Here is a 6,202-nt window from a genome sequence, read left to right on the forward strand (position 1 = left end):
GAGGGTGTTGCTGGTGGCCACATATCCACCCGCCACCCGGGTTTCGGGTTTTTGTGACGGGGGGGGGGGCGGGCCACACCGCCTCCCCCCCCACCACCACGCGATCAGCCTTCGGCGGCGACCAGTTCGGCCAGCTGCACGGCATTGAGGGCAGCGCCCTTGCGGATGTTGTCCGAGACGATCCACAGGTTCAGGCCGCGCGGGTGGGACAGATCCTCGCGGATGCGGCCGACGTACACCGCATCGGTACCTGAGGCATGGGTGACCGGCGTCGGATAGCCACCCGCTTCATGCTTGTCGACCACTTCCACGCCCGGCGAACGTGACAACAGCTCACGCGCGGCATCCGGGGTGACCTTGTCGCGGGTTTCGATGGTGACCGCTTCGGAGTGGCCATAGAACACGGGCACGCGCACGGCGGTCGGGTTCACCAGGATGCTGTCATCGCCGAGGATCTTGCGGGTTTCCCAGACCAGCTTCATTTCTTCCTTGGTGAAGCCGTTGTCCTGGAAATCATCGATGTGCGGGATCAGGTTGAACGCGATCTGCACCGGGAAGCGCTGCGGATCGATTTCCTGGAAGCTGAGCAGCTGGCCGGTCTGCTTGCCGAGTTCTTCCAGCGCCGAGCGACCGCCGCCGGACACCGACTGGTAGGTGGCCACGTTGATGCGCTCGATGCCGTACTGGCGGTGCAGCGGCGCGAGTGCGACCAGCATCTGCATGGTCGAGCAGTTCGGGTTGGCGATGATGCCGCGCGGGCGGTTCTTCAGCGCTTCCGGGTTCACTTCGGAGACGACCAGGGGCACGTCATCGTCGTAACGGAAGGCCGAGGAGTTGTCGATCACCACCGCGCCTGCGGCCGCGAACTTGGGGCCGAACTCCTTGGAGACACTGCCACCGGCGGAGAACAGCGCGATGTCCACGCCGTTCGGATCGAAGGTGCTCAGGTCCTGGACCTTGATCTTCTCGCCCTGGTACTCGATCTCGCCGCCGGCCGAACGCGAGGACGCGAGCAGGCTCAGCGTGGCGATCGGGAAGTTGCGCTCGGCCAGGATGGCCAGCATGGTTTCGCCGACAGCACCGGTGGCACCGACGACGGCGACGTGGAAACGACGATCTGGATTGCTCATGAGAACCTCTGTTGGGTGTACCGACCCGTGGCCGATACGTAACGTGCGTTGGGGATGTGTACCGACCAACGATCGGTACCTGCCGTGCCTTGGAGATATGTGCCGACCATCGGTCGGTACCTACCGGTTCGGGAACCTCGCCTGTTGGCCAGCGCGGTTCCCTATCGTTTTGCGTCGTCGATTTTTTTGCCGCCCACGGTCGCGCCGCCGGTTTTCACGGCAGCGACAGCGTCGGCGTTGATCGCGCTCGGCGGGTGGCCGGCATCCGGGCCCTGCCCCAGTGCGGCGGTCAGGTTGTCCACGGCCAGCTGCACCATCGCCCGGCGGGTGGCCTGGCTGGCGCTGCCGATATGCGGGGTCAGCACGATGTTGTGCAGGGCGAGCAGTTCCGGGCGCACCGTCGGCTCACCTTCGAACACATCCAGCCCGGCCGCGGCCAGGCGCCCGTTGGCCAGGGCATCGGCGAGCGCCAGCTCATCCACGATACCGCCGCGGGCGATGTTGATCAGCGTGGCGGTCGGCTTCATCTTCGCCAGTGCATCGGCATCGATGATGTGGTGCGAGGCGGCGTTGTAAGGCAGCACGAGCACGAGGTGATCGGCCTGCGCCAGCAGCGTATCCAGATCCACATACTGCGCGCCAACCTCGGCCTCGGTGGCCTCGGGCAGCTGCGAACGGTTGTGGTACAGCACGCGCATGCCGAAGCCGTGTGCGCCGCGGCGGGCGATGCCCTGGCCGATGCGGCCCATGCCGAGGATGCCCAGCGTGCTGCCGTGGATGTCCGCACCGAGCATGGTCTGGAACGACCATTGCCCCCACTGCCCGTCACGCAGCCAGCGCTCGGATTCGGTGATGCGGCGCGCGGTAGCCATCAGCAGGGCGAAGCCGAGGTCGGCCGTGGTTTCGGTCAACACATCCGGGGTATTGCTGGCCAGGATGCCGGCGGCGCTGAGCGCGTCGATATCCAGGTTGTTGTAGCCCACACCGACGTTGGCGATCGCGCGCAGCTGGGGCGCGTTGGCGATCTCGGCCGCGCCGATCCGTTCGTTGAGGGTGATCAGCGCGCCGTCGACGTGGGCCAGCTGTTCGGCCAGTTTCTGCGGCGTATAGCGGGTGACGTCGCCGGTCATGGTCAGGTCGAAATGCTGCCCGAGCTGTTCGACGACATCGTCGAACAGGGGCTGGCTGACCCAGACCTTGGGGCGCCGATCAGCCATCGATCGTGGCCGGAATACGCGGCGTGATCTCGCCGACATCGCCGCACTGGGCGCGGTGGCGCAGCGCCTGGTCCATCAGCACCAGCGCCATCATCGCCTCGGCGATCGGAGTGGCGCGGATGCCCACGCACGGATCGTGACGGCCAGTGGTGATCACCTCGACCGAGGCACCGCTGGCGTCCACCGTGGCACCGGGCAGGCGCAGGCTGGAGGTCGGCTTGAGCACGATCGAGGCGGTGACCTGCTGGCCGGTGGAGATGCCACCGAGGATGCCGCCGGCATGGTTGCTGGCAAACCCCTGCGGGGTGAGCAGGTCACGGTGTTCGGTGCCCTTCTGCGCGGCGCTGGCAAAGCCGTCGCCGATCTCCACGCCCTTGACTGCATTGATGCTCATCAGCGCGGCCGCCAGATCGCCATCGAGCTTGCCGTAGATCGGCTCGCCCCAGCCCGGCGGTACGCCGTCAGCCACCACGTTGACCCGCGCACCGACCGAATCGCCGGACTTGCGCAGCGCATCCATGTAGCTCTCCAGCGCGGGCACCTGATCGGCGACCGGCCAGAAGAACGGGTTGTCTTCCACCGCCGACCAGTCGAACCCGGTCGGGGTGATCTCGCCCAACTGCGAGAGATAGCCACGCACGGTGACGCCATGCCGCTGCAGCAGCCACTTCTTGGCGATCACGCCGGCAGCGACGCGCATGGTGGTTTCGCGCGCGGAGGAACGACCGCCACCGCGCGGATCGCGGATGCCGTACTTCTGCCAGTAGCTGTAGTCGGCATGGCCGGGACGGAACTGCTGGGCGATGTTGGTGTAATCCTTGCTGCGCTGGTCCGTATTGCGGATCAGCAGCCCGATCGGGGTGCCGGTGGTACGGCCTTCGTACACCCCGGACAGGATCTCGATCTCATCGGCTTCACGCCGCGCGGAGGTGTGCCGGCTCTTGCCGGTCGCCCGCCGCTGCAGATCATGGGCGAATTCGTCGGCGCTGATCTCCAGCCCCGGCGGACAGCCGTCCACCACGCAGCCGATCGCCGGACCGTGCGATTCGCCGAAGGTGGTGACGGTCAGCAGTTTGCCGAAGCTGTTGGAACTCACGGCCGCTGCGCTGCCAGTTCGGTGATGCGGGCGCTGTGCGCGATCAGTTCGCGGCACTCCACGGCGAAGATGCCCATCTGGCCGACCTTGAACTCGACCCAGCGGAAATCCACTTCCGGCAGCAGCTTGTACAGGTGCTGCTCGGACTCACCCACTTCACAGATCAGCAGGCCATCCTCGCTCAGGTGCAGCGGGGCATCACGCAGGATCTTCAGCACCAGGTCCAGGCCGTCGTCGCCGGCACGCAGGCCCATCTCCGGCTCGTAGGCATATTCCCGCGGCAGGGCATCGGTCTCGTCGTTGGTGACGTACGGGGGATTGGTGACGATCAGGTCGTAGTGACGGCCGGTCAGGCCGTTGAACAGGTCGGACTTGAGCAGGGTGACGTTGGACGTCTGCAGACGTTCCTTGTTCTCTTCGGCCAGCGAGAGTGCTTCGTCGCTGAGGTCGACGCCGTCCACTTCCCAGTTGGGGTAGTAGTGGCCCATGGCGATGGCGATGCAGCCCGAGCCGGTGCACAGGTCGAGGGCGCGATGGACATCGCGGCCGGCCAGCCACGGCTCGAAGCCGCACTCGATCAGTTCGGCGATCGGGGAGCGCGGCACCAGGGCACGCCTGTCGCTCTTGAAGCTCAGGCCGGCGAACCAGGCCTCACCGGTGAGGTAGGCTGCCGGGATGCGCTCGTCGATGCGGCGCTGGAACAGCTCCAGCACGCGGACCTTTTCGTCCTGCAGCAGGCGGGCCTGGCCGTAGGCCGGGCCGAGGTCATGCGGGAGGTGCAGGCTGTGCAGGACGAGCTGGGTGGCTTCGTCCAGGGCGTTGTCGTAGCTGTGCCCGAAGGTCAGCCCGGCGGCGTTGAAACGGCTGGTGCCGTAGCGGATCAGGTCGATGATCGTGTGGAGTTCGGCGGCCGTTTCGGCGGTCATGGCGGGGCAACAGGCAATGTGGCCCCCGATTATAGGCGCTGGGGCGGGCCGGGGCATCCGTTGCAGTCGAAACGAGCCGGAGCCCGGGCCACGGCGAGGATCAAGACAGAAGCCAATGCGGCGGTTGCCAGTCCGTGGGCTGGCGTGCCGACGCCCCTCCCGACAATCCGGCGTGGCTCCCTCTATCATGGTGGCCACTTCCGGGACGGGGCCCTTATGTTCAATCGCAATGTCGGCATCATCCTGCTGATCGCCCTGGCCGCCGGGCTGGGCCTGGTCGTGGCACAGAAGGTCTTCGCGCCCAAGCCAAGCGGTGACCGCCCTGCCACCGAATCGATCACGTTCTATCCGCAGCCGCGTCCGCTGCCCGATTTCAACCTCGGCCAGTCCGATGGCACCCGCCTGATTCCGGGTGAGCTGAAGGGCCACTGGACCCTGGTGTTCCTGGGCTTCACCTTCTGCCCGGATGTGTGCCCGACCACGTTGGCCGATCTGGCCCAGGCCCAGAAACAGTGGGAAGCCCTGCCCGAGACGCTGCGCCCGCGGCTGGTCTTCATTTCGGTCGATCCCGAGCGCGATACGCCGGCACGGCTGGGCGAGTACGTGCATGCGTTCCATAAGGACACCCTGGCCGCGACGGCCGATGTGCCCTCGCTGGAGCGTTTCGCCACCTCGCTGGGCTTTGTGTTCCAGAAGGTGCCGGGCAAGCACTTCGACGAGAACCCCGAGGATTACACCCTCGAACACTCGGCCAGCCTGGCCGTGCTGGACCCGGAAGGCCGCCTGGCCGGTCTGATCCGCCCTCCTTTCCAAGCGCAGGCCATTGCCCGCGACCTGCAACTGCTGACCGAGAAATCCGCCCCATGAGTTTGATGACCACGCTGAGCTACGCCCTGCCCCATCGCCTGCTGTCGTCCATGGCGCGCAGACTGGCGTACTCCAGCAACCCGCGGGTCTCGCGCTGGCTGATCGATACGGTCACCGCCAAGTTCGGCGTGAATCTGGCCGAAGCCGCCAACCCGGACCCGCGCAGCTACCCGACCTTCAACCAGTTCTTCACCCGGGCGCTGAAGCCGGGCGCGCGCGTGGCCGACGCCGATCCGCGCACGCTGGTGATGCCGGCCGATGGCCGGATCAGCCAGCTGGGCAAGATCGAGGACGGCCGCATCTTCCAGGCCAAGGGCCAGTCCTTCACCGCCGCCGAGCTGCTGGGCGATGCCAAGGATGCCGAGGCCTTCCACCACGGCCTGTTCGCCACGGTGTATCTGTCGCCGAAGGATTACCACCGCGTGCACATGCCGTGGACCGGCACGCTGCGCGAGACCGTGCACGTGCCGGGGCGGTTGTTCAGCGTCGGCCCGGCCGCGGTGAACAGGGTGCCGGGGCTGTTCGCCCGCAACGAACGCCTGGTCTGTCACTTCGATACGGACTTCGGCCCGATGGTCTCGGTGATGGTCGGCGCGCTGCTGGTCTCCGGCGTGGAGACGGTGTGGGGCGGCGAGGAGATTCCGGCCTACGGCGATACGATCACGCGCAAGGATTACCGCGGCAAGGGCATCACCCTGGAGCGCTTCGCGGAGATGGCGCGCTTCAACTACGGCTCCACCGTGATCGTGCTGCTGCCGCCGGGGGTGGCCGAGTTCGCGCCACACCTGGATGCCGAGCATGCGGTTCAGTTGGGGCAGGCACTGGCCACCCTGAAGTAACGGTGGTATCGGCCGCTGGCCGGCATTGCGGTAGTGCCGGCCGCTGGCCGGCATCGCAGTAGTGCCGGCCGCTGGCCGGCATCGCGGTAGTGCCGGCCGCTGGCCGGCATCGCAGGCAGTACGGGGA

General features: G+C 66.9%; 6 protein-coding genes. 2 read left to right on the forward strand and 4 right to left on the reverse strand.

All coding sequences use genetic code 11. From position 1 onward, the window contains the following. Positions 1–104: 104 nt before the first annotated feature. From ABE546_RS18480 to prmB, 4 genes are all read right to left on the reverse strand, one after another. Positions 105–1,130, reverse strand: a complete 1,026-nt coding sequence (locus ABE546_RS18480) for an aspartate-semialdehyde dehydrogenase (RefSeq protein ID WP_102788063.1) — start codon at positions 1,128–1,130, stop codon at positions 105–107. A gap of 161 nt (positions 1,131–1,291) precedes the next feature. After that, positions 1,292–2,347, reverse strand: a complete 1,056-nt coding sequence (locus ABE546_RS18485) for a D-glycerate dehydrogenase (RefSeq protein WP_346464653.1) — start codon at positions 2,345–2,347, stop codon at positions 1,292–1,294. Next, positions 2,340–3,443 (reverse strand): chorismate synthase, encoded by a 1,104-nt coding sequence (gene aroC / locus ABE546_RS18490; protein WP_346464654.1) that lies wholly within the window; start codon positions 3,441–3,443, stop codon positions 2,340–2,342. The genes ABE546_RS18485 and aroC overlap by 8 nt, the downstream gene beginning before the upstream one ends. Further along, positions 3,440–4,369, reverse strand: coding sequence for a 50S ribosomal protein L3 N(5)-glutamine methyltransferase (prmB, locus tag ABE546_RS18495; protein ID WP_313208948.1), 930 nt, complete (start codon positions 4,367–4,369; stop codon positions 3,440–3,442). Before prmB ends, aroC begins: the two co-directional genes overlap by 4 nt. Before the next feature lie 216 nt (positions 4,370–4,585). Here prmB and ABE546_RS18500 point away from each other — a divergent pair, with 216 nt between their 5' ends. Next, positions 4,586–5,236 carry an SCO family protein gene (locus ABE546_RS18500; RefSeq protein WP_265308475.1) on the forward strand — a complete coding sequence of 217 codons (651 nt, stop codon included), beginning with the start codon at positions 4,586–4,588 and terminating at the stop codon, positions 5,234–5,236. After that, on the forward strand, positions 5,233–6,075 hold the full coding sequence (asd, locus tag ABE546_RS18505) for an archaetidylserine decarboxylase (protein WP_346464655.1): 843 nt from the start codon (positions 5,233–5,235) through the stop codon (positions 6,073–6,075). Before ABE546_RS18500 ends, asd begins: the two co-directional genes overlap by 4 nt. Positions 6,076–6,202: the final 127 nt, after the last annotated feature.

The organism is Stenotrophomonas sp. TWI377, from assembly GCF_039674525.1.
GTDB lineage: Bacteria > Pseudomonadota > Gammaproteobacteria > Xanthomonadales > Xanthomonadaceae > Stenotrophomonas.